This window comes from Flavitalea plasmicola (assembly GCF_030546645.1).
Classification (GTDB): Bacteria; Bacteroidota; Bacteroidia; order Chitinophagales; family Chitinophagaceae; genus Puia.
Window position 1 is genome coordinate 123,853 of record NZ_JAUOTO010000004.1, and the last position, 21,783, is coordinate 145,635.

The window sequence follows — 21,783 nt, forward strand, 5'->3', positions numbered from 1 at the left end:
AAGCGGGTAGGTTTGCAGGCGTGGAGGAAAAGTTCGCCAGCGTGTAGAATTTGCGGATAACTGTGCCCATAAAACAGTAAATTAGTTAGACTATGCGCTATTGTTTGTTTTTGATTCTTATCCTTTTTTCAGCTTTTCATTCCCGGGGACAGGAATTCAGCTATACGCAATATGATGTAAAAGACGGCCTTGCCGGTTCGGTGGTGTATTGTGCCGCGGAGGATAAGGATGGTTTCTTATGGTTTGGGACGGAGAGTGGCCTGAGCCGGTTTGACGGCACTCACTTTAAGAACTTCACAACGGCCAGCGGACTGCCTGACAATGAAATAATAAAGTTATTTGTCGACTCCAGGAACAGGGTGTGGATCGTCCCGTTCAGAAATTCGATCTGTTATTATTACAAAGGGGAATTGCATAACCAGGATAATGATCCTGTGCTACACCGTATGTCGCTGGCAGGCGAGGTCACCTCTGTAACGGAAGATAAATATGGGAATATTATTTTGACGGAGGCGCATGGGCTGCATGTGATAGGACCTGATCAAACGATCAGGTCCATCAAGGAGATGAACGGAAATCCCATCGTAATTGCCATAGGCGGTGGATTGAACAGCGATAGATTGTTTACTTTTTTTTTACAGGAACCCCGTGATGATGATTACAGGCAATACACGATTGATAAAGGGCTTGTCTATACGGGGAGAAGGGATTTTGTAGGGAGGAGCGTCAATATCACGCTGCTAACATCTACTTTAAACATATTTCAGAACGAAGATACCTTGTATTTCATTCCCGCATCCGGCGGTGCTTTCGCCTTCCCGTTCCCCCGCAATTTTAATACACTATCAAAAGTAGGAGATAGCCTTTTTACATTAAATACCACCGACGGGGCATTTATGTATGATCTGAAGACGAGAAAACTGTCCGCCTATTTTCTGAAGGGACAATCGGTAAATGCTGTTTTCCGCGACACGGAAGGTAACTTATGGTTTATGTGCGCCGGTGGGGGCATTTTCAGAATAGGTTCATTGGCTTTTAGGAATGTTACTTTCCGGGAGAACAATAATTTAGCTGTAACCTGTATCCAATACATCGATGGCGCCCTGTACATCGGGACGGAACACGCATGCTTATGGAGATCGGATCCGGGGCTGCAGCGGATCAGCAAGCAAAAAAGCTTTTGGCACAGTAATAACCTGAAAAGAATACTAAACATTGTGCCTCTTGATAAGAACCACTTATTGCTGGGCTCGGATGGCGGTCTTGTCAAGTTGAACCACCATAATAAAGATTCCCTGGTGGAGAGTTCTGCGATCAAAACGATTACCCATTGTAACGAAACATTATTGATCAGTTCGATGGAAAGGATAGAGCTGCTTCATTATCCCGACCTTTTCAAACAGGCGGTCATATGGGAAAAGAGATCCACCTGCGCTCTACAGGTTGACAGCGTATTCTATATCGGTACCATCAACGGATTGTATAGTATTATCCCGGGTGAGAAACCTCGTTTTTGGGGAGACATGTACCCTGTTCTCAAGGCGAGGATCATCGCTGTCACAAGGTCCCCTGATGGTACCTTATGGATCTGCACCAGCGGACAGGGAATAGCCGGTATTAAGGACGGACGACTGCTGTATTCAATTACAGAAAAGGATGGACTTACCAGCAATCTCAGCAGAACTATTTTTATTTCCGGAAATGATATATGGGTGGGAACGGATAAGGGGCTGAACCGGGTGCAGCCGGAGGGCGGGCATTTCCGGATAACCAAATTCGGCAGCGAAGATGGCTTAAGCTCGGACATCATCAATGTCATCTATGTCAATAAAGATGACGTGTATGTAGGGTCTGCCAATGGATTGACCCATTTTTCCATTAACCAGGCAGGCGACAATTCTTTTTGCAAGCTGCGCATTACATCCATCCAGGCCGGACATCATACCTGGAACTACGATACTTCCGGCCTGTTGTTGCCTCACCGGGAAAATTCCCTGAGGGTGGATTTTGCAGGGATATCTTACAGAAGCGCGGGCGGTATTACTTACAGGTACCGCTTAAAAGGATTGAATGCCAGATGGCAAACTACCCGGGAGACCTTTTTAAGCTATCCTACCCTGCCATCGGGGGGGTATGAGCTGGAGATCACGGCCACCAATAAGTTTGGAGTGGATAGTCGTCCTATTCATATCGCTTTCACGGTGGAAAAATTATTATGGGAGAAAACCTGGTTTGTCACTTTGATGGGGCTGATAGTGGCCGGGACGATTTGGGCATTGGTATGGCTGCGTATCCGGCAGCTGCACCGCAAGAACGCGGAGAAGATAAGCATCAATAACCGGATGGCGGAGCTGGAGCAGATGTCGTTAAGGGCCCAGATGAACCCACATTTTATTTTCAATAGTTTGAATTCCATCCAGAAATATGTCATGGAGAAAGATGTAGTTGGTGCTAATAAATTTATCACGGATTTTTCCAGGTTGATACGACTTACGCTGGAAATTACTTCCAGGTCCAGGATCAGCATTGACGAAGAAGTGAGATATCTTTCCAGCTATCTGGAGCTGGAAAAAGTAAGGTTTGGCCATACTTTTCGATATGAGATAACCATTGGCCCTGACATTAACCGGATGACCTGGCAGATACCGCCCATGCTACTGCAGCCTTATGTCGAGAACAGTATCCGGCATGGACTGAGATACAGGGAGGATGATAAAGGGATGATCACTATCCGGTTCATGCAAGATGCTTTACACCTTACCTGCATCATTGAAGACAATGGCGTAGGGAGGAAGCTGGCTCAACAATATAAGAGCCTATCGCCCATAGAGTACCAGTCGCGGGGTATGACCTTAACGGCGCGGCGGGTGGAAATGATGAACCGGGCGAAGGCAGTCCCTATGTTAATAGACGTAGAGGACATTGAGACGGGCGACCACCAAGCCGCAGGAACCAGGATAATACTTTGTTTTCCCATACAGTACGTAAAAACTCAAACACCTTTAATATGATCAAAGCAGTTATTGTTGAGGACGAACCCAACAACGTCATCATCCTGGAGGGGATGATACAGGAATTCTGCCCCCATGTATCCATTGCGGGCAAAGCTGGTAATGTTCATAAAGCAGAGGCGCTTATCCGCGAGACGGATCCCGACCTGGTATTTATGGATATCGAGATGCCCTATGGCAGCGGCTTTGATGTGTTGGACAGGCTAAGGCCGGCGCGCTTTGAGGTAATTTTTGTCACCGCCTTTAACGAATATACGGTGAAGGCTTTCCGGTATAGCGCATTGGATTATCTGTTAAAGCCGATTGATATCAACGAGCTTCTGCAATCTGTCAGCAGGGCCGAGCGGAATATCCAGCTGAAAAATTTTGACCGGCGGCTGGATGGCTTTCTGCAAAGCATGAAAAAGTTGTCTTTGGAGATGCCTAAAATAGGGTTGCCGGGTAAAAATGGAGTGGTATTCGTCAATGTGTCCGATATCATGCGTCTTGAAGCCAACCGCGGCTATACCCATATCATCATAAAGGATAAGCGTAAAATAATATCTTCCAAGAACATTCTGGAATATGAAGAGCTGCTGCCCGGGAATAAGTTTTACCGGGTGCATCATTCACACCTGGTCAATCTGTCCTATGTCAATGGATACCAGCGTGGCAGGGGTGGGTACCTGGAAATGGAAGACGGCGCCGTCATCGAAGTGGCGGTGCGGCGGAAGGATGAGCTGATGGTGCGGCTGGGGCTTTCGCATAATGTGTAAGCCTTTTTTTTGTTACCAGATGCTTACCCGCAGGCTGTCGGCCCTGTACATTTTATCGCCTGCCTTTACTCCGAAGGCTTCATAAAACTCCGGGATATTGACTACGGGTCCATTGACCCTTTCCCTGGCGGGCGCGTGTACGTCGGTGAGCAGGCGGGTGGCCAGCACTTCTTTTCTATCCTGGTACATCCAGGAGTAGGCGTATCCCAGGAAGTAGCGTTGCAGGGGGGTGAGGCCGCCTATCTTCTCCCCTTTGGCGTAGGCGGCGGTGCGCCTGAAGGCATCCAATCCCAGCAGAAGGCCGCCCAGGTCGGCGATGTTCTCGCCCTGGGTGGCGTCGCCATTGACATGGAGGGTATCCACGGGGCTGAATTCGGAGAACTGTCGTATGATGCGGGCGGCTCTTTGTTTGAACTGGGCTTCATCGGCGGGCTGCCACCAGTTGTGGAGATTGCCTTGCTCGTCGAACTGGCGCCCCTCGTCGTCGAAGCCATGGGTTATTTCATGACCGATGGTGGAGGCTGCCGCATATCCATATACGAAGGCGTCGTCGAGGTCTTCATCTTTTTTCCCGGGTACGATGAATATGCCGGCGGGAAGGACGATCTCGTTGTTACTGGGGTTATAATAGGCATTATATGTTTGAGGGGACATGTCCCATTCTGTCCTGTCGACCGGGCGCCCCAGCTTGCTTGTCATTTTATTATACCACCATTCACTGGCCCTTTGCATATTGAGGACGTAGGGTCCTCTGTCGATCTTCAGGGCGCTGAAATCTTTCCATTTATCGGGATAGCCTACTTTTTTCGTGATATGGGCTAGTTTGTCCAGGGCTTTTTGTTTTGTGCTGTCACTCATCCACGCGAGGTTTTCGATCCTTTGTTTATAAGCGCTGCGGATGGCTTCGACGAGGTCGCTGTAGCGTTGTTTTGCTTTTTCCGAAAAGTATTCCTTTACGAATAATTGTCCCAGGGCCTCTCCCATGGCGCTTTCTTCCGCATCCAGCACTCTTTTCCAGCGGGGCCTGGGTATGGAGGCTCCTGTAAGGGTTTTGCGATATTGAAAATAACTGGCGTAGGTCTTTTGATCGAGGAAGGGGGCTGAGGACAGCAGGAGGTGCGCCTGGAGATAGCTTTTCCAATCTGAAAGGGATGTCATTGCCAGCTCCGTATTCAGGGCCGTATAAAATTCGGGTTGGCGGACGATGAAGGAGTCCAGCGGGCTGACATTTATATTCTTTAACCATTCATCCCAATCGATGGAGGGGGAAAGCTGTTGCAGGGAGGCGCGGGTGATCTTATTATAGTTTTTTATGGGGTCGCGGAGGTCTTCCAGCTTACGGGATGCTTTGGCAAGCCTGGTCTCCAGCTGGAAGACGGCGTTAGCCCGACGGTGGGCTATGGCACTGTCGCTGCCCAACTGCCGGAAAATGGCGGAGAGATAATATCTGTAGGCGTTGCGTACCTGGGTGGTTTTTTGAGCCGTATTGAAATAGTAATCCCGGTTGGGCATGCCGAGACCTCCCTGTTCCAGATGGTAGGCCATTTTTTCGCTGTTCATATCATCCTGGCTGACATTTTCGGCGAAGAGCACCTCAACGCCTTTTTTATGCAGGACGGCCGAGACCCGAAGCAAGTCGGGGATGGAGTGGATGTTCTCTATCCGGCGAAGGTCCTCTTTCAGGGGTGAGAGGCCCAACCTGTTGATGGAAGCTGAATCCATGCCGCTGTACCAAAGATCGCCTATTTGCTGCGAGACGGCGCCTGCGGGTGCTTTTGTCGCGGCAGCTGTTTCACTGATCTTACGAAGGCGGAAATAGATGTCTTCCTGTACCAATTGTCCGATGCCCCAGGAGCTTTCCGCGGCCGGGACAGGCGTCCGCCGGATCCATCCCCCATTGGCATACATGAAAAAATCCGTAGCGGGGCTTGTCCTGGCGTCGATGTTCCGGGCGAGAAAATCGGATGGATGGGCTGTTGTGTCATGGGGCTGTATTGTATTGAAGGGAGAAGGCTTTTCCTGCAGGACGGGCCCGGACGTCGAAAATAAGAGGGTGGTGATGGTAAGCAAGCTCAGCGTTCGCATGATCTGTTTTGAATGGTTTATGGTATATGCCGCAAATATTATATGAAGAATAAAGCCGGACGCCGGAATCTTGATCAGCGGATCATTTTAGCGTACAGGTGGAGCATCCGCCTCATGTAGTTGGGTAGAATGGCTGGGCGCGATATTTTATTTGCAACAATCCTTCTTCCGGATGAAGATCGCTTTTATCATCCTGAAAAGAAAACCGCCGATTGTTTTTACGGTGACCATACCGCAAAGTTAGCAAATTAATTGGAGTAATTGGAGTCGTTGATCTTCCGGTAAAGCGTTGTCAGTCCTATATTGAGCAGACGGGCTGCCTCGACCTTATTTCCCCTGGTGTAGGTCAGTACTTTTTGAAGGTGGCGTTTTTCCATGTTCTTCAGATCAAAGGCAGACCGGATATCCAGGGAGTCGTTTTGAAAATACAGGATCTCAAAAGGGAGGTTTTCTTCCGAGAGCATGTCGCTTTCCGTCATAATGACGGCCCGTTCTATGACGTTTTTTAATTCCCGAATATTTCCTTTCCAGGAGTATCTCTGCAAATGATAGAGGAAATCCTTGTTCATATCCTTTACTTTTTTATCGGCTTTGCGGGCAAAGTGCTTTATGAAGCGACGTGCGAGCAAAGGGATATCCATTTTGCGCTCGTGGAGCGAGGGGATGCGCAGGGTGAAAATGCTGAGCCTGTAGAAAAGGGCTTCTTCAAATTGACCGTCTTCTACCGCGGACAGGAGATCTTGTTTTGTGGTGGAGAGGATCCTGACGTTGATAGGAGTGGGCTGCGTATCCCCGGGTTTTATGAATTCATTGTTGAGAAGCGCCTGGAGAAGCTGCTTTTGCATGGCTTTGTCCAGGTGGCCTACGTCAGCAAGGAGGAGACTACCCTTGCATGCTTTTTCCAGCGCTCCTATTTTGTCTTTCGAGATGCCCGGGTAGGCGCCGGCTTTGCAGCCGAATAACTCTATTTCCAGGGCTTTCCCCGTCAGTATATTGCAATGCAAGGTTATGAAAGGATTGTTTTTGCGGGCGCTGCCTGCGTGTATGGCTCTTGCGAACAGGTGTTTACCCGTGCCGGTATTGCCTTGCAGCAGCACGGTGTCGTCCGTAGGGGCTATTCTTTTTACCATAGCGATGGTATCGCGGATAGCGGAGGACTCTCCGATGCCATAGTCCATCTCGGGGTCCTGATCGATGCATTCTTCCAACTGGAGGATCCTTTTTTCCAACTGCACCTTTTCCAGCGTGCGACTGATCACGCTCAACAGCAGGTGTGAATCTTCCTGTGTCGCCTCTGTAAGTGAAAGAGGTACGACTTCGGCATAAGGGAAGAAGGTCTTTTTTCTTTCCGGGGATAAATATTCCGGGCAGCTGACGTCTTTGTCACAAAGGACCACTTCGATGTCTTCCCGTATGGCTATCGCGGAGGCGTCTCCGGCGTCCGAGGCTTCGAAGACCTTGTAGCCTTCGTGGGAAATGATCCTTCTGAAAAGGCTTCGGACTTTCGGCTGCTGATGGATGATGATGATACTGCCTGGCCGTACAGCAGACTTATTTGGAAGACTGTGCATACGCGTACTTGATCTTAAATGTTTTCAAGGAAGGGAGCCAGGTTACCAGGTCATTGTCGGAATTGAAATCGGTGTGCAGCCGATAGCAAAATGTATGATTTGCGGTGTATGTTTTTTCCAGATTGGTAATAGTCAGGGGCAGGATGGTGCTGCCGCCGTCCGTGCTGAAATAATAAACTGTTCCGGGGCGGGCTATTTTCATGCCTTGTACGAGCTGTTGGTGGCTATAGAGATAAAATCCAACGGTGTCCAGTACGCGATAGTCGCCTTTGTTGAAGGTCCGGTATGCTATGCCATTCTTTTCATGAATGCCGGGGTGGTGGCCCTGGCGGCCCGTACCAGCGAAACCTGTCATTACTCCGATGAAAATGAAAGTCAGAACCAAATTGAAAGTTTTCATGTGTATAACTATTTATTTTTTCAAATAAAAACCCCGCACCCGTGGCCGGGAGAAATTTTTATAATGAGCTATGGCAGAGATGAAGGTTGTAAAAACCCAAGTTAGACAATCAGCAACGCGAGTATTGGTAGATAGACCGGATAAGGAATGCACAAATTTATACGATTTGAATCTTTTATTTTTACTATTTTTTTATGTAGTAGGTTGATACCAGCGGGAGAGATATATGGCAACCTGTTTTATTTAATCGAATTATCGTAAAGTTGCTGCCGGGTGTAATAGAAAACACTGTCTTTATAATATTTTTTTCAAAATGAAAATTGAGGCCAATAACAAATAATTAACATTAATTTTACGGCCCTCTTATAGAAGAAATATGACGAATAATCCCAAGAAAACGATCATTGTCAGTGCGGGGCCGGCGGCGGCGGGAAAGAATACTTTTTCAACGGGTGTGCTGTTGAATTTAGCCAATAATAAAAAAGGAGGGATGGCCATTGAGCTGCTGATGGTGATGGACAAGAAAGAGGGCAGGACCTTTCAGCGTATACCGATGACGGGGACGAATTACCTGTCTTATCTGAATGGCCTTACGCCGGCGGTGGCTGCTGTGATCAAAAGGCTACGGGATGATGCCCTGGTGGAGCATCTTGTACGCAATGGTTTTGGCTGGCTGCGGGATGCGGACAAGCCTTTCGAGCACCTCGATGAGCGGCATATGCCTTTATTAAATGACTATGTAGGCAGTGTACTGCAGGAGCTTAAGCCATTGGCTCCCGCCATCGAGCGGTTGTTCTATCTGCCGGCGGGCGAGGTTTTTGCCAACAGGAGCGTGCGGCCGGCGGCTATCAGTCCTTTCATTCCTTCGTTGCAATTCAAGGTGGAGAAGGATGATGACAGCATCGGTTTGCAATGCGCCGTCATGATCAATAATAATCTCTTCCCGTTGGAGGATTTTTTACAGACGCCTTTTTTTCTGAAAAGCGGCAATGAATTCTTCCTGTTGAAAAAGGAGGATAGGGAAGCGCTTGAAAAGTATAAGACGGAATGGAAGAAGGTGCCTCTTTTGGGGCAGCCGCGGTTCCTGGAAACGGTCGTAAAGCCGCTGGCGGGAAAATATCCGGTGGATATGGAGGCCGTGATCCGGACGGAGTTGGTGGATGTGGCTCCCCGGGGAAAGGTATTTGTCAGTGAGCTCAATGAGAATTTTTTGCTTATCAAGCCGAAATGGGATTATTCGGGAGTGGAGGTAGAAGGGGAAGACGAGGAAGAGACAAGAGTGGAGGGGGAGGACAGGGTATTTGTGGTTGTCCGGCGCCGGCAGGAGGAAAGTGTATTGACGGAGGCGCTTCGCGGGCTGCATGCTAAATTCGCTGGGCAAAGCAATGGATATTTTTATTTAAATTTCAAGGAGGCGCTGGAGAAGAGCTGGTTCCTTCAATTTTACCAGCGGATGCTGCAGCTGGATATTCCCGTGCTTGGCATGAACAAGCTCCGGAAATTCAAGTATAACACGCATGTGCCCAAGCTGGAGATGATCGCGGGCAAAGGGATCGATTGGTTCGATCTTACTATCCGGGTGAGCTATGGTGACCAGGTGGTGCCTTTGCATGAGCTGAGGAAGGCGATATTGGGCCGGCAGGATTTTATCTTACTGGGAGATGGGTCTCTTGGCGTGCTGCCAAAGGAATGGGTCCAGCAATATGGGTTGCTGATGAAGATGGGACAGGTGAAAGAGGGGATGTTGAAGCTGCCGGAGGTGCACTGGGGATTGCTGGAGGAAGCGGGCTCCGCCTTTTCGGATGATGGTTCGGTGCGTTTGCAGCAGGAGCTGGAATTAAAGAAGCAGCGGCTACAGGGCATCGGTGAGGAGAAAACACGGGAGGTTCCGGCGGGTATACAGGCCCGGCTGCGGGATTACCAGCTGGCCGGATTTTCCTGGATGTGCCTGTTGGACGATATGGGCTGGGGCGGATGTCTTGCGGACGATATGGGATTGGGCAAGACCTTACAGACGATCACTTTCCTGCAATACCTGGTAAATCAATACCGGGATGAAACGCACCTGGTCATCTGTCCCACCTCTCTTTTATATAACTGGGAAGCGGAGCTGAAGAAGTTTGCGCCGGGGTTGGGATGGCATATTCATTATGGGTCGGACCGGGTGCTGGACGAGGATGTATTCAGGTCGGGGCGTCTGATCATTACGAGCTATGGTATGGTGCGTAATGATATCCAGCATTTTGCTGCTTTTAAGTTTGGCTATATTATCCTGGACGAGAGCCAGGCTATCAAGAACCCTGGTTCGCAGGTGCGCAAGGCGGTGCAGCAGCTGACCGCGCGCAACAGGCTTGCCTTAAGCGGAACGCCCGTACAGAATAACACCTTCGATCTATATGCGCAAATGGATTTCCTGAACCCTGGGATGCTGGGCAGCCAGGACTTTTTCAGGATGGAGTTTGCCACGCCTATCGATAAGAATGGGGATAAGGAGGCTGCCGCCCGGCTTCGCAAGCTCGTGTATCCATTCATCCTTCGAAGGACCAAGGAGCAGGTGGCCCGCGATCTCCCCGACAAGACGGAAATGATCCTTTGGTGTGAGATGGGGGCGGAGCAGCGGAAGATCTATGACAGCTTTAAGGACCATTACAGGGAAAGCATATTGGAACATATCGCTGAGGATGGGGTAGGGCGCAGCAGCATCTATATTTTGGAAGGGCTCACCAAGCTGCGCCAGATCTGTGACAGTCCGGCTATTCTCCGGGAAGAGACGCCTTATCCCAACAGCAGCGCCAAGCTGGATGAATTGATCCGGGAGATCGAGGAGAATACGGGTCACCACAAGGCGTTGGTGTTTTCGCAGTTCACTTCCATGCTGGAGCTGATCCGTACGGCATTGGCCGAGCGGGGTATTCCCTATTTGTATCTCGACGGAAGTGTTTCGGCGGAAGATCGCCGGCTGTCGGTGCAGCAGTTCCAGGAAGAGGAGGATACGCGGGTATTTCTTATCAGCCTGAAGGCGGGGGGAGTAGGACTGACGCTGACGGCGGCCGATTATGTTTATTTAGTCGATCCCTGGTGGAATCCTGCGGCCGAGCAACAGGCTATTGACCGGAGCCATCGGATCGGACAGGTGAAGAAAGTGTTTGCTTACCGGATGATCTGTAAGGATACGGTGGAAGAAAAGATATTGCAGCTGCAGGAGAAGAAGCGGCAGCTGACAGCGGACCTGGTAGGTGATGAAGGGGGATTTGTGAAGAAGCTGACGCAGGAGGATGTGGCTTATTTGTTTAGTTGAGGTTATTCCACGGAGAAGCGTACCCTGCAGGCGGCTTTGATGGGGTAGAAGGAACTAATGGGGACGTTTGACACCAGCACATCCGTCTCTGCGGGGCCAATGGAAGTATGCCAGCCGGGGAGGGCATAATACCTGCTCAGCGGCGGATAGGATGTCCAACCGCCGGAGCTTTTTTCTTCCGGCGTATCTGTAACGGAAAGGACGCCGGTGATGCGGTGATTGGTGAATGCCGCTATATGCGTTGCTTTTTCCGTGGCTTTGGCAATCAATTTTTCCCACAGCGCTTTCTGACAGGCCGATTCATCGCCGGCCACGGCTACCTCGACGGAACTGGTGATACGGCCGTCGTTCTTTATCAATTGATAGAGCTGCGCCAGGGAATCGAGGGTATGTATAAGGATGCGCCTGGAGAATGTCCTATCCGAGAGGGACGCCATCTCAAAAGTGTCCTGGGCGGAGAGGGGAAGTATACTAAATCTTTTTTGTTTCAGGGTAAGGATAAGTGAGTCGAGGGAACGTTTGGCATGTTTGTTCTGCTGTTCCATTAATTGCGTAGGGTTGGCATTGCGCGCGCTGTAGTATAGCGTATTGTCGTCCTTTGCCACTGACAGCTTGAGGACGAAGGTTTGTGCTTCCGCCAGAACGGTGTCCGAGACGGAGACCTCGATGAATTTTTCCTGGGCGGATAAGCGGGTGGTGATGGTCAGTGCGAGGAGGAGGGATAGGGGTTTCATGTATAGGTTTTGGCCTGGGTTTGAATGAAGATATAAAAGTTTGGAATTACTTTATCAAGTCAATCCCCTCCTCCGTCAATTTTATTTTCTTTTCCTTATACAGGCGGCCTGTCGTCATTTTGAAGGTTTTTTTGCTCATGCCGAAGAAGGAGTAGATGGCTTCCGGATCGGATTTGTCGTGATAGGGCAGGTGACCTTTGTGTTCTTTCAGGAGGCGGAGGACCTTTTCCGCGGCGTCTTCCACCCTGTCGTAGCCGGGCTTGCCGGCGACCACGTCGATCTGGGTTTCGCCCGAGGGGGAGCTTTCGGCGAGGAGGATATTTTTTATGAAACCTTTGAATTTGTCGCCTACGCGAATGTCGCGGAATATTTCATTGAAGTGAAGGACTCCCGTATGCCGGTTGTTTATCACGACGACGTACCCGATGTCGGTGCGGCGGAGGACGGTGAGGTCGACGATGTCTTTTTCCTGTACGGTGAGGTTTTCGTTGCTGAGGTAGGAGTCTACTTTTTCGGAGGCTGCCAGGCGGCCGGTCTGTTCGTCCAGGTAGATCTTTACCAGGTAGTCGCCGCCTTTGCGCATGCCGCTGAGCTGCCTGGATTTGGGGACAAAAAGGTCTTTCATCAGGCCCCAGTCGAGGAAGGCTCCCAGTGGGGTGACGTTGACGGCCCTTAACAGCACGATGTCGCCCAGGATACCTTTGGGTTCCTGGGTGGTAGCGATCAGCCTGTCCTCGCCATCATGATAGAGGAAGACCTTCAGCTTATCGCCTGGTTTGGCTCCTTTGGGGACAAAGCGTTTGGGTAACAGAATGCCCTCTTTTCCATCTTCCAGGATGAGGCCGAAGGCCAGCTCTTTTTTTACAGTCAGCGTATTGTATTCCCCTACGTGGATCATGGGTGCAAAGTAAGGAAAGTTCCGTAGTTTCACGGCCCTATGGGCTATCCGACTGATTCGAAGGCATATTATAAGTTAATGCTGGTACTTATGCTGGCAGGGGCCTGGCATTGCAAAGGGCGGGAAAAGCAGGCGAATGGGCAGGATCCGGGTGTGGTGGATACGATAAAAGAGAAAGCGGCTCCCCCGAAGATCCTTACGCTGCCGGATGGCACGCAGGTGGTGATGGATCCCCGGACGGAGATCCGTCCTATGGAGGGATTTGGGAAGGCGAACCGGGATGTGACGTTTGACGGGGAAGGGGTGTTGATCGTCCACGATGGGGCAAAACCTTTTGTCATTCATACGCGAAACCTGGTGGTGACCGTGGAAGGGAAGAACGCCCGCATCCATGTGGATGCGTTTGCTTCCAGTCCTGGTGAAGAGGTTGACCTGCTGGAGGGCAAGCTCAAGGTGATCAAGTCTTATCATTCCTCTACAGATAATAGCACGGAGGTGCTCCAGGCGGGCGAGATGGTGATGATCAACCGCGACATCGACCTGATGGAAAAAGAGACGCTCAAGCCTGAAGAGCAAAAGGTCCTGGAACTGAAATTTCCCAAGTGAGCAATACCTGATGGACACGCATATTCATTTTTAAGAGTAACGTTTTCGGGGCTGCAAGCTGCAAGCCTCCAGCTGCCAGCCAGGGTTTTGGGGAATGTGGGGAATCGATTAACTTGTATTATGCTTCCAGTCGTTTCATACCAGATAGCTGACAGTATCGACGTCAAATCATTCAAAAATATCTTCAGCGAAGGGATCACTCACTATGATGCGGACGAGCTGTTCTACAAAATGGGGCCGGAATCTTATGTATATGTTTTTAAATATGGGGTTGTCTGTTTTCTGAATGCGGACGAGGGGACCTGCAAGGGGTTCCTTGACCGGATCACCCCCTATTGCAAATATCCATTTGAGCATCCTTTAACCGAGGAATTCCAGATCGAGACCAATGCAAAAGAGAACAAGTTTGGTTACAATACGATCGAGATCATCAATGCGGACACGGAAACACTGCGGCTGATCATGCTGAATGTCAGCCAGTCGGTGGCATTGGATTATTTCTCGGACCAGACCAATGCGCTGCTGGAGGAGACCAATTCCCAGACCTTACTGCTGGAAAGGAAGGGCAGGCTTTCATTGTCAGGGAAAAGCCTTAAAAAATATATCGGGAGAACGCTTAATCTCAAGAACCGGATCTCGGAGAATCTATACATATTCGATTCGCCTCCTGAAACATGGGAGGATGAGAACCTGAATAAGATCGATCTGGGGCTTAAGCGGACTTTCGACCTGCAGGAGCGATTCAGGGATGTCAAGGAGGGTTTGGAGATCATAAGAGAAAACCTGGAGCTTTTCAAGGACCTCCTGCAGTACCGTAACAGCACGGTCCTGGAATGGATCATTATTATTCTTGTCTCTGCGGAGGTGGTGAATATTCTTATCGAAAAAATCTTCAAGTTTTGATGTTGGCCGGCATTATATATGAACAAAGCTAATATGATCTCAATTGATTGATCTTCAGTTTTTTGGATGAAAGGTTCCAGGTTTTAGGGCCGATATTTATTATACTATCCGAATATAAATTGCGTTTGGCTGTCTGAAATTTTTTCTTTGACAGGTGAATCGGAAACATTGCCTGTTGTATGAAAGTCCATCTTCTTCGGCTATGTCCCTCCGATGCCGGAATGTCGATTACCATCTTCCATTCTTAAACAAACAAACAGCTGTTTATGACAAAAAAGCGATTGCTGCTATGGTGTACCTTGTGCACTTTTTTTCTTTTTGGGCTACGTGTTGCCCGGGCGCAGGACCGGACGATCACCGGGACGGTGAGCGATGAAAAAGGGGGACCGTTGAATGGCGCCACGGTCAAGGTAAAGGGTTCCAGCCAGGGGGTCAGCACGGATGCCACGGGGCGTTTTTCCCTAACGGCCCCGGCTAAGGTGTCTGCCCTGGAAGTGTCCTATGTGGGTTTTGAGACGCTGCAGGTTGGGATCACGGGTAGCGGACCTTTGCAGATCATTTTGCAGCCAGCTAAGGGTAGTCTGGACGAAGTGGTCGTAGTGGGTTATGGAACACAAAAACGTAAGGATGTAACGGGTTCTGTCGCCAGCGTAAAAGGGGCTGCCATCAAAAATCAGCCGGTGACGAACGTGACGGAGGCGTTGCAAGGCCGGGCTGCCGGCGTGGAGGTGATAAAAAATTCGGGTGAGCCGGGCGCGACGCCGACGATCATTATCCGGGGTTTGTCCTCCCTGCACCAGCCGGGTCCATTGTATATCGTGGACGGGGTGCGTGTACCGGGGGACAATATCAATATCCAGGATATTGCGACCATCGATATTTTGAAGGATGCGAGTGCCGCCGCCATTTACGGGTCTGCGGCGGCGGGAGGGGTCATCATCATCACCACGAAGAAGGGAGGGGGCGCCAAGCCGGCGATCAATTTCAATGCGCGCTATGGTATCACGAAACCGAAATTGGTAAAGCTGCTGGACAAGCCGGGATTTATCAAGCTGTACAATATCACGCATCCTACTTTCTTTGCGGGAGCGACGCATACGGATACGCTGGCTAATACGGATTGGGTAAAAGCGTTATACGGGGATGCCTATGAGCAGAACTACAACCTTTCCGTATCGGGCTCGACGCCTGTGGTGAACTATCTTTTCTCGGGCTTTTACAATGCGCAGAAAGGCATTTATATCAAGAACTACTCCAATATAGCCGGCGCGCGGATCAATACGGACTATAAGCTGGCGGAATTCCTCAAGATCGGGGAGCAGCTGGCTATCTCGCAAAGGAGGACGGCCCCGCTGGTGGGCACGGAAGCGCAGCTGCACAATGCGCCTTTCCGTACGCAGCCGATCATCCCTATCAAACGTGCAGATGGCAGCTGGGGGGTGGTTCCCCCGGGATATAATGGTCTTGCTTTTGGCGGTCCGAATCCTGTAGGCTCCGCACAGTCCGCCAATGCGCAGAACTTCCGGAATAACCTGCAGGCGAATGTCTATGCCGAAGTAAAGCTGCCACTGCACCTGAGCTTCCGGACCAATTTCGGATATTCCTATTACCTGGAGACGCAGGACTATTTCCAAAATTCCTTCAATTTCGGATCTGTCACCAATACGAATAACTCGCTCAACAAGTATTATATCGAAAGCTCGCAACTGCTGAGCAACTATGTGCTGACCTATGACCAGCGCTTTGGGAAGCATAGCCTCAATGCCGTGGCGGGGTACGAGCAGATCAGGAACACGTTTAATACGGTGAATGCCCTGGAGACCTCTGTGGGTAAGGAGAATTATTCCTTTGTCCAGACCTCACAGACTTCGATCACTGCTTCCGGGTATAGTGACAACAATGGGTTGATAAAGTCTTTTTTTGGCAAATTGTATTACAATTTCGACAACCGGTACTATGTCTCCGGAACGATACGCCAGGATGCCAATTTTACGGTGTTTGGACCTAACAGGCAGAAGGGTGTTTTTGGCGCGGCCAGCGTGGGCTGGACGATCAGCGACGAGGGATTCTTCAAACCGCTGACCCGTGGGGTGAACCTGCTGAAATTCAGGGGCAGCTACGGGGCGCTTGGCAATAGCGCCATCCCTCCCTATACTTATTCGGCTACGTACAGCAAGTTCCTTGGGTCTTCGGGGCTGGGCTCTTTGTCGGGTGCGAACTTCGCCCCGGGCGCTCCGCTGCTGATCGGCAATGCGATCAACTCTATCCCCAATCCTAATATCCATTGGGAGACCGTGTATGAGACGAACATAGGGCTTGATGGCGAGGCGTTGAAAGGCAAGCTGTATTTCACGCTGGACTGGTATAATAAAACGACGAAGGATGTGCTGTATGCCTTGCCGCTGTCGCTGAGCTCAGGTTTTACGGCGCCTTATTTTACGAATATAGGGAAGGTGAGCAGCAAAGGCTTCGACATCCTGCTGGGCTATCGCAGCAAGGCGGGAGCGCTGGGTTATGATGTGAGCGCAACGGCGGGCTTTAACAAGAACAAGGTCCAGGACCTGGATGGTATTACAACGGATGCCTTGTATGACGGCTACAATTATTACAACAATGGGAATTCGGGCTATGGCATCATGGCTAATCAGACGTTGACGATCACCAAGGCCGGCCTGCCTTTTGGCAGTTTTTATGGGTATGAGGCACAGGGGCTTTTCAAGACGGATGCGGAAGCGGCTGCCAGCGCGCAGCCCAACGCCAAAGCGGGCGACCTGAAATTTGCGCATGATGCGAAGAATGGTACGACGTTGTCTCCCGATGACCGGCGGGTGATCGGCAATCCTAACCCGAAGCTGGTGTATGGCTTTACTGTCCGGCTGGACTATAAAAATTTCGACGCCGCCTTTTTATTCAACGGGGTAGCGGGCGTACAGCTTTTCAACGGAGTAAAGGCCTACGAGCAATATCCATTTGCCGACGGCAATACGACCAGCAAGGTTTTTGGCGACTCCTATTTTGGCGGCAATCAATTGACCTCCCAGCCCCGCCTGGGGATTGTGAACCCGGACGGCAGCTTCAACCTGGACCCGAACAAGAACTATACTTCCGTGAACAGTTATTTTGTAGAGAGCGGCAGCTACCTGAAACTAAAGAACGTGCAGGTGGGCTATACGTTCTCGGGCGGATTACTGAATAAGATCGCTGTAAGAAATGCAAGGCTGTTCGTAATGGCCAATAACCTCTTCACCATCACGCATTATTCGGGGCTGGACCCTGAGATCGGCAGCGCTTTTTCGCAGGCTGCGATGTCGGGATTCGTCGGCACAACCGTGGGAGTCACGACGCGAGGATTGGATGCGGTGTCCCAATATCCGCAAACGCGGATCTATTCGGCCGGCATTGACTTTAATTTTTAATAAACTTATTTATATGATCAAGAAAATATATTTCCCCACGTTGCTGTCGATTTTGCTGATCACAGGCTGTACGAAGGACCCTTCTCTTGTAGCGCCCACCAATCAATATTCCACGGGCAATTACCCGGCGAGCATGGATGACCTGAACAGTGTGCTGGCCACCTGCTATTCGAATCTCCGCGACCCCAACCTTTATGGGTTCAACCTGTTGCCCAAGGCATTGGCTAACTGTACGCATGTGGCTAATTCCATTTGGGATGGGGATGGATTCTGGAATGAGATGGCGTCCACCAATTTGTCGGCGCCGAATTCGTATGTGCTGGGGGCATGGACCTCTTTCTATGCGGGCGTGAAAAACTGTAACAGCCTGATGAGCGCAGCTGATTTTTATTCCGCGCATTTTGCCAAGGCGGGGGAACAGCCGGCCATTGACCTGGTGCGGGGTCAGGCTTATTTTCTCAGGGCCTTCTATTATTTCCAGCTGGAATGTTATTTCGGGGAAAGCTATATGACCCAGAGCGCCGGAGGGGACAAGATGGGCGTGCCCATTTTCGATAAGGTGCCATCGGGGCTGGACAGCACGCAGAAGCCGCGGAGCGCCGTAAAGGATGTGTGGGCATTTATAGAGAGCGACCTGCAGCAGGCGGCAACGCTGCTGAAGGGGACCGTGTGGACGGGTAATGACAGGGGCAGGGCCAGTGAATGGGCCGCCAAGAGCCTGCTGGGGAAGGCTTATGTGTTCACCCAGGATTGGGTCAAAGCAAAAGCGACCTTGCTGGATGTGATCAACAATAGCGGACGGAAACTGATGCCTTATGCCAAGTACCGGGATGCTTTCATCGGAATAACGGACAATGAGTTCAACGAAGAGTCATTATTCGAGCTGAACATCGATCTGGATGCAAAAGGTAACTATGGGGTATATGGTGATGCGCCCAATGCCACTTCCATCAATGGACTGATCTGGTGTCCCTGGGCGTTGGGATATGATGGTACGGAAGGCAGCAGCATTCCATTGGGGTATGGTAACGAGATCCTTCATGATAAGAATGTATTGCGGTTTGGCTATTCCATCGGCAGCTATGGACTGGTGGACAATCCGAATTTCGACGCCAGCTACAAACCGGACAAGAGCGGCTATATCTCGGATAAATGGCCTAAAAAAATCATGGACCCTGCTTATAAGACGCAGGCATTACAGGTGAGGACCGATAAGACGGCGGACCCACGACTGTATGTGAATGCGCTGCAGCCCTGGATCGATTCTGTGATCTTCCAGGACCCTGTATGGCAGCGGGTGTCCAGGCCAAATTTCTATGCGGAGCAATCCGACAAGTATGGATTTAGCATCCGGAAGTATTCGCCCGTCTTCAATAGCGTCAATAATGTGAAGGGGGGGCAGGCGGATGGCGCCAATATCTATCTTCTTCGCCTGGCTGATGTCTACCTGTTGTATGCCGAGGCCTGCAAGGGCAGCAATGATGATGCGAATGCGCTGGAGTATATCAACAAGGTGAAGCGGAGGGCGTATAGTTATCCCGTGGATGCGGCTTCGCCGGTGGATTATAGCAGCCTTACGGCCCAGACGAGCGCTGCTGCCGCTGCGGACCCTGTGTTGGGGAACAATCCTTTATATTATGAACGTTGGGCGGAGCTGTTCAATGAGGGGCAGTGGTGGTTTGATCTTTGCCGCTGGAAGCTGGGGGCGTCGGAGGCGAGCTTTTATGGCGCGGCGTTGAATGTGCATACGGGGGCGCTGGCTTTTCCGGCCAAGACGTATGCCTGGCCAATTCCGCAGAATGAGCTCAATTCAAATAGTAAGATCGTGGGGCAGCAAAACCCTGGGTATAACTAAGCCTCAAGCTTCAAGCTTCAAGCTGCAAGCTGCAAGCCAGGACTTAATAAGACACTTGTAGCTTGTAGCTTGAGGCTTGTAGCTATGTGAATGGCCGTTTTTTAAAAGTTTATATTTTTTACTATGCTTATGATCCGTTGTAAAGCTTTCGTGTTGGCTTTTTTTGTGTTGTTTTTGCAGCATGTAAGTGCCCAGCAGCTGGTGACTGCCGGGATGAACAAAGTAAAGATGTCGTTTTCGCTGGATGGAGAGGGATCTCCCGTATATGCCGTTGAATTTTCAGGAAGGCCTGTGATCAGGCCTTCGCGGATGGGCTTTAAGCTGGACAAGGACAGTAGTTTTTACAAGGGTTTCCAGCTGTTGGGCACGGAGAAGCGTAATGTTGATGACAGCTGGCGGCCTGTTTGGGGGGAGGTGAGCCAGATACGTGATCATTACGAGCAGCTGGTGGTCCATTTGCAGCGGAAGGATGCTTCCCGCCGGCGGCTGGATATTATTTTCCGTGTTTTTGAGGACGGAGTAGGATTCAGGTATGTGTTTCCCCATGCATCGGGGACGGGTTATTTTGTCGTGACGGATGAGGTAACGGAGTTTGCATTGGCGGGTGATCACAAGACCTTCTGGATACCGGGCGATTATGACACCAATGAGTATCCGTATACGACCTCGCTTGTCAGTGAGATCGACAATAAGGAGATGGTGGAAAAGTCAACGGATATTGCCGTGCGGGTGGCTCCTGACAGGTATGCGGTGCAGACGCCGCTCATGATGAAGAGCGGGGACGGGCTTTATATCAATATCCATGAGGCGGGATTGATCGACTATCCGGCGATGCAGCTGCATGTGGACAGGGCATCGCTGACACTGACTTCCGCGCTGGTGCCGGATGCGGTGGGTAACAAGGCCTATCTGCATGCCCCTTTTTCCACTCCCTGGCGAACAGTGATCGTCAGCGACAAGGCGGCGGGGATCCTTTCCAGCAAGATCATTTTGAATCTTAACGAGCCGTCGAAGATCGGGGATCCAAGCTGGATACACCCGATGAAATTCGTGGGTGTGTGGTGGGAGATGCAAACGGGGAAAGGTACCTGGAGCTATTCGGATTACCCCGACAGTGTGACGGCAACGGGAGCGCTTGTTCCCAGCGGAAGGCATAGCGCCAATACGGAGAATGTAAAAAGATATATTGATTTTGCCGCGGCGCATGATATCCAGGGGGTGCTGGTGGAGGGCTGGAATGTGGGTTGGGAGGATTGGTTCGGGAACTGGAAGGAGAATGTGTTCGATTTTGTCACGCCTTACCCGGATTTCAATGTGGGGGAGCTTGCTGCTTATGCGGATTCCAAGAGGGTTCATCTTATCATGCATAATGAGACCTCTGGTTCTGCGACCAATTATGAAAGGTGGATGGATACGGCTTTCAGGTATATGAACCAGCATGGATATACTTCCGTGAAGACGGGGTATGTGGGCCGGATCATCCCCCGGGGGGAACATCATGACGGACAGTGGATGGTGAATCACTATAACCGGGTGGCGGAGAAAGCTGCTTCCTATCATGTGATGCTGGATGCACACGAGCCTGTACGTCCAACGGGATTGCAGCGTACCTATCCCAACTGGCTGGCTTGCGAAGCTGGCAGGGGCAATGAGTACAATGCTTTCAGCAACGGAAGCGCGCCCGAGCATGAGACGATCCTTCCTTTTACACGGCTGATGGGCGGCCCGATGGATTATACGCCGGGGATCTTTAAGCTACGGGGGTATACGACTGTTCCGGGGAGGCAGATGCATACGACGCTGGCCAAGCAGCTGGCGTTGTATGTGACACTGTATAGTCCGTTGCAAATGGCGGCGGACCTGCCGGAGAATTATGCCGCGCATATGGATGCATTTCAGTTCATCAGGGATGTGCCGGTAGACTGGGATGACACGAGGATACTGGAGGCTGAGCCAGGGGATTATCTTACTATTGCACGCAAGGAGAAGGGGAAAGGCAGCTGGTTTGTCGGGGCCATTACGGACGAGCATGGGCGTGTGGCTAATTTATCACTGGACTTTTTGGATGCGGGAAAAAAATACGTGGCGACGGTGTATAAGGATGCGCCGGATGCGGATTGGAAGGACAAGCCGGAAGCGTATGTCATCGAGCAGGTGACGGTGACCAGCAAGACGAAGCTGGCTGTGAAGCTGGCGGCGGGGGGTGGGGCAGCGGTGAGCATTGTGGCGGCCGACTGATATTCGATCGTTT

At 50.7% G+C, this 21,783-nt stretch carries 13 protein-coding genes; 8 read left to right on the top strand and 5 right to left on the bottom strand.

Annotated elements, in window-relative coordinates; genetic code table 11:
- Positions 1-92: 92 nt before the first annotated feature.
- Both Q4E93_RS14835 and Q4E93_RS14840 read left to right on the top strand, forming a co-directional pair.
- Positions 93-3,011 carry a sensor histidine kinase gene (locus tag Q4E93_RS14835; RefSeq protein WP_303586454.1) on the top strand — a complete coding sequence of 973 codons (2,919 nt, stop codon included), beginning with the start codon at positions 93-95 and terminating at the stop codon, positions 3,009-3,011.
- Complete coding sequence (locus Q4E93_RS14840) at positions 3,008-3,766, top strand: LytR/AlgR family response regulator transcription factor (protein WP_303586455.1); 759 nt, start codon at positions 3,008-3,010, stop codon at positions 3,764-3,766. Before Q4E93_RS14835 ends, Q4E93_RS14840 begins: the two co-directional genes overlap by 4 nt.
- Before the next feature lie 12 nt (positions 3,767-3,778).
- Here Q4E93_RS14840 and Q4E93_RS14845 read toward each other — a convergent pair whose 3' ends face one another.
- The 3 genes from Q4E93_RS14845 to Q4E93_RS14855 all read right to left on the bottom strand — a co-directional run bounded on the left by Q4E93_RS14845 (position 3,779) and on the right by Q4E93_RS14855 (position 7,822).
- On the bottom strand, positions 3,779-5,851 hold the full coding sequence (locus Q4E93_RS14845) for a M13 family metallopeptidase (RefSeq protein ID WP_303586456.1): 2,073 nt from the start codon (positions 5,849-5,851) through the stop codon (positions 3,779-3,781).
- 248 nt (positions 5,852-6,099) lie between these two features.
- Positions 6,100-7,422, bottom strand: a complete 1,323-nt coding sequence (locus Q4E93_RS14850) for a sigma-54-dependent transcriptional regulator (RefSeq protein WP_303586457.1) — start codon at positions 7,420-7,422, stop codon at positions 6,100-6,102.
- Positions 7,403-7,822, bottom strand: a complete 420-nt coding sequence (locus Q4E93_RS14855) for a hypothetical protein (RefSeq protein ID WP_303586458.1) — start codon at positions 7,820-7,822, stop codon at positions 7,403-7,405. Before Q4E93_RS14855 ends, Q4E93_RS14850 begins: the two co-directional genes overlap by 20 nt.
- Positions 7,823-8,198: 376 nt before the next feature.
- Between Q4E93_RS14855 and Q4E93_RS14860 the strand changes: the two genes are divergently transcribed.
- The gene (locus tag Q4E93_RS14860; RefSeq protein ID WP_303586459.1) at positions 8,199-11,120 is read left to right on the top strand and encodes a DEAD/DEAH box helicase; all 2,922 of its coding nucleotides are present in this window, start codon (positions 8,199-8,201) and stop codon (positions 11,118-11,120) included.
- A 2-nt stretch (positions 11,121-11,122) separates the two neighbouring features.
- On the opposite strand, the gene Q4E93_RS14865 is transcribed toward Q4E93_RS14860, so the two are convergent.
- Positions 11,123-11,854 (bottom strand): SIMPL domain-containing protein, encoded by a 732-nt coding sequence (locus tag Q4E93_RS14865; RefSeq protein ID WP_303586460.1) that lies wholly within the window; start codon positions 11,852-11,854, stop codon positions 11,123-11,125.
- A gap of 46 nt (positions 11,855-11,900) precedes the next feature.
- Positions 11,901-12,752, bottom strand: coding sequence for a CvfB family protein (locus tag Q4E93_RS14870; RefSeq protein WP_303586463.1), 852 nt, complete (start codon positions 12,750-12,752; stop codon positions 11,901-11,903).
- A 78-nt stretch (positions 12,753-12,830) separates the two neighbouring features.
- Between Q4E93_RS14870 and Q4E93_RS14875 the strand changes: the two genes are divergently transcribed.
- From Q4E93_RS14875 to Q4E93_RS14895, 5 genes are all read left to right on the top strand, one after another.
- The gene (locus Q4E93_RS14875; RefSeq protein ID WP_303586464.1) at positions 12,831-13,358 is read left to right on the top strand and encodes a FecR domain-containing protein; all 528 of its coding nucleotides are present in this window, start codon (positions 12,831-12,833) and stop codon (positions 13,356-13,358) included.
- Between the two features lie 120 nt (positions 13,359-13,478).
- Positions 13,479-14,261 carry an RMD1 family protein gene (locus Q4E93_RS14880; RefSeq protein WP_303586465.1) on the top strand — a complete coding sequence of 261 codons (783 nt, stop codon included), beginning with the start codon at positions 13,479-13,481 and terminating at the stop codon, positions 14,259-14,261.
- 266 nt (positions 14,262-14,527) lie between these two features.
- On the top strand, positions 14,528-17,677 hold the full coding sequence (locus tag Q4E93_RS14885; RefSeq protein WP_303586466.1) for a SusC/RagA family TonB-linked outer membrane protein: 3,150 nt from the start codon (positions 14,528-14,530) through the stop codon (positions 17,675-17,677).
- 13 nt (positions 17,678-17,690) lie between these two features.
- On the top strand, positions 17,691-19,532 hold the full coding sequence (locus Q4E93_RS14890; RefSeq protein ID WP_303586467.1) for a RagB/SusD family nutrient uptake outer membrane protein: 1,842 nt from the start codon (positions 17,691-17,693) through the stop codon (positions 19,530-19,532).
- Between the two features lie 129 nt (positions 19,533-19,661).
- Entirely contained in the window at positions 19,662-21,770 is a 2,109-nt protein-coding gene (locus Q4E93_RS14895) for a glycoside hydrolase family 97 protein (RefSeq protein WP_303586469.1), read from the top strand.
- The last annotated feature ends 13 nt before the right edge of the window (positions 21,771-21,783 follow it).

Excerpts from the sequence above, each read along its gene's own strand:
- Q4E93_RS14835 (WP_303586454.1), top strand. The coding sequence starts at position 93 with ATGCGCTATTGTTTGTTTTTGATTCTTATCCTTTTTTCAGCTTTTCAT.
- Q4E93_RS14840 (WP_303586455.1), top strand. The coding sequence starts at position 3,008 with ATGATCAAAGCAGTTATTGTTGAGGACGAACCCAACAACGTCATCATC.
- Q4E93_RS14845 (WP_303586456.1), bottom strand. The coding sequence starts at position 5,851 with ATGCGAACGCTGAGCTTGCTTACCATCACCACCCTCTTATTTTCGACG.
- Q4E93_RS14850 (WP_303586457.1), bottom strand. The coding sequence starts at position 7,422 with ATGCACAGTCTTCCAAATAAGTCTGCTGTACGGCCAGGCAGTATCATC.
- Q4E93_RS14855 (WP_303586458.1), bottom strand. The coding sequence starts at position 7,822 with ATGAAAACTTTCAATTTGGTTCTGACTTTCATTTTCATCGGAGTAATG.
- Q4E93_RS14860 (WP_303586459.1), top strand. The coding sequence starts at position 8,199 with ATGACGAATAATCCCAAGAAAACGATCATTGTCAGTGCGGGGCCGGCG.
- Q4E93_RS14865 (WP_303586460.1), bottom strand. The coding sequence starts at position 11,854 with ATGAAACCCCTATCCCTCCTCCTCGCACTGACCATCACCACCCGCTTA.
- Q4E93_RS14870 (WP_303586463.1), bottom strand. The coding sequence starts at position 12,752 with ATGATCCACGTAGGGGAATACAATACGCTGACTGTAAAAAAAGAGCTG.
- Q4E93_RS14875 (WP_303586464.1), top strand. The coding sequence starts at position 12,831 with ATGCTGGTACTTATGCTGGCAGGGGCCTGGCATTGCAAAGGGCGGGAA.
- Q4E93_RS14880 (WP_303586465.1), top strand. The coding sequence starts at position 13,479 with ATGCTTCCAGTCGTTTCATACCAGATAGCTGACAGTATCGACGTCAAA.
- Q4E93_RS14885 (WP_303586466.1), top strand. The coding sequence starts at position 14,528 with ATGACAAAAAAGCGATTGCTGCTATGGTGTACCTTGTGCACTTTTTTT.
- Q4E93_RS14890 (WP_303586467.1), top strand. The coding sequence starts at position 17,691 with ATGATCAAGAAAATATATTTCCCCACGTTGCTGTCGATTTTGCTGATC.
- Q4E93_RS14895 (WP_303586469.1), top strand. The coding sequence starts at position 19,662 with ATGATCCGTTGTAAAGCTTTCGTGTTGGCTTTTTTTGTGTTGTTTTTG.